Genomic DNA, 1,034 nt, shown 5'->3' on the forward strand with positions numbered 1-1,034 from the left:
AACGCTCTTAATGTAAAAGTCTTACCAGCACCTGGATCACCAATGAGGAGACCAATTCCTTTTGATTTCTGTAAATAGGATAAGGCATTTAAAGCTCCTTGATAATCGGATGATAAAAACGCATCCGATGGGCGTATATCTTTCGAAAAGGGTTCTTTGGCTAAAGAATAGAAGGATTTATACATTTCGATTCGCCTCCTTCGATTCTTCAGCTAATTGGGTTAAAGAGAAAGGTGAACGAACTCGTTTGACATGAGCGTTATCTGACAAAGATACAGGCTCTGCTTCAGCCACTTTCTTATTATCTTCGAAAATAAAAACGCCGGTATCATCTATTCGTAAATCCACGGAGTACCCAATAAATCTTGCTGGAACCTCATAAAGTTGTTTGTTTAGACTGATTGTTCCGTCCGCCTTTACCTTCCGTTTAACTCGTTTCATAAAGATGACATCCAGAATGGATGGATCATCTAAAAACGTGATATTTTCTAGTTGAGAATGGAAGACTTCATGCGGCGTTTTTCCGTCTAATGATGCATGAACCCTTCGATGATAGTCTTCCTCTAACCATCTCCAGAATCGTTCATTCAGCTCCTCTAAGGAACCCACTGGGTCTGCTTCTAATAACGGATAAAATCTTGTCTGTACTGTTTTGAAGAACCGTTCAATTTTCCCTTTACTTTGCGGATCATAAGGCTGTGTATGAGTTAGTGTAATCCCTAGTTGAGCACACGCATACTGTAGTGTTTCAGATCGATAGATCTTCCCGTTATCTGCATATATCATTGTAGGCCTTCCTCTGCGGATTAAAGCCTCTTTTGTTACAACTCTAAGCCCATCAAATCCTTCCGAAGTAAAAAACTGGGCATATGGAACTAATCTTGAACAATCATCGATATAAGCAATTAAAAACGTCTTTTTTGCTTTTCCTTTTATTTTAATAAAGGGTCCGTGTGATAAATCAGCCTGCCACAATATGTTGACTCTATCATAAGCAAATCGCTTTCTTTCGGGTGTTGCATTTAAAATTTTTC

General features: G+C 38.8%; 1 protein-coding gene and 1 pseudogene. Both read right to left on the bottom strand.

Annotation, left to right across the window (positions count from 1 at the left end; translation table 11 throughout):
* Window positions 1-185, bottom strand: a pseudogene (locus tag GW534_RS15965) (AAA family ATPase); the annotation flags it as partial.
* Window positions 178-1,034 (bottom strand): DDE-type integrase/transposase/recombinase (locus GW534_RS15970; RefSeq protein WP_161921936.1); only part of this gene is annotated, 857 nt, incomplete at its 5' end. The gene GW534_RS15970 and the pseudogene GW534_RS15965, both read right to left, overlap by 8 nt.

It is taken from the genome of Pallidibacillus pasinlerensis (genome assembly GCF_009996845.1).
GTDB lineage: Bacteria > Bacillota > Bacilli > Bacillales > Caldibacillaceae > Pallidibacillus > Pallidibacillus pasinlerensis.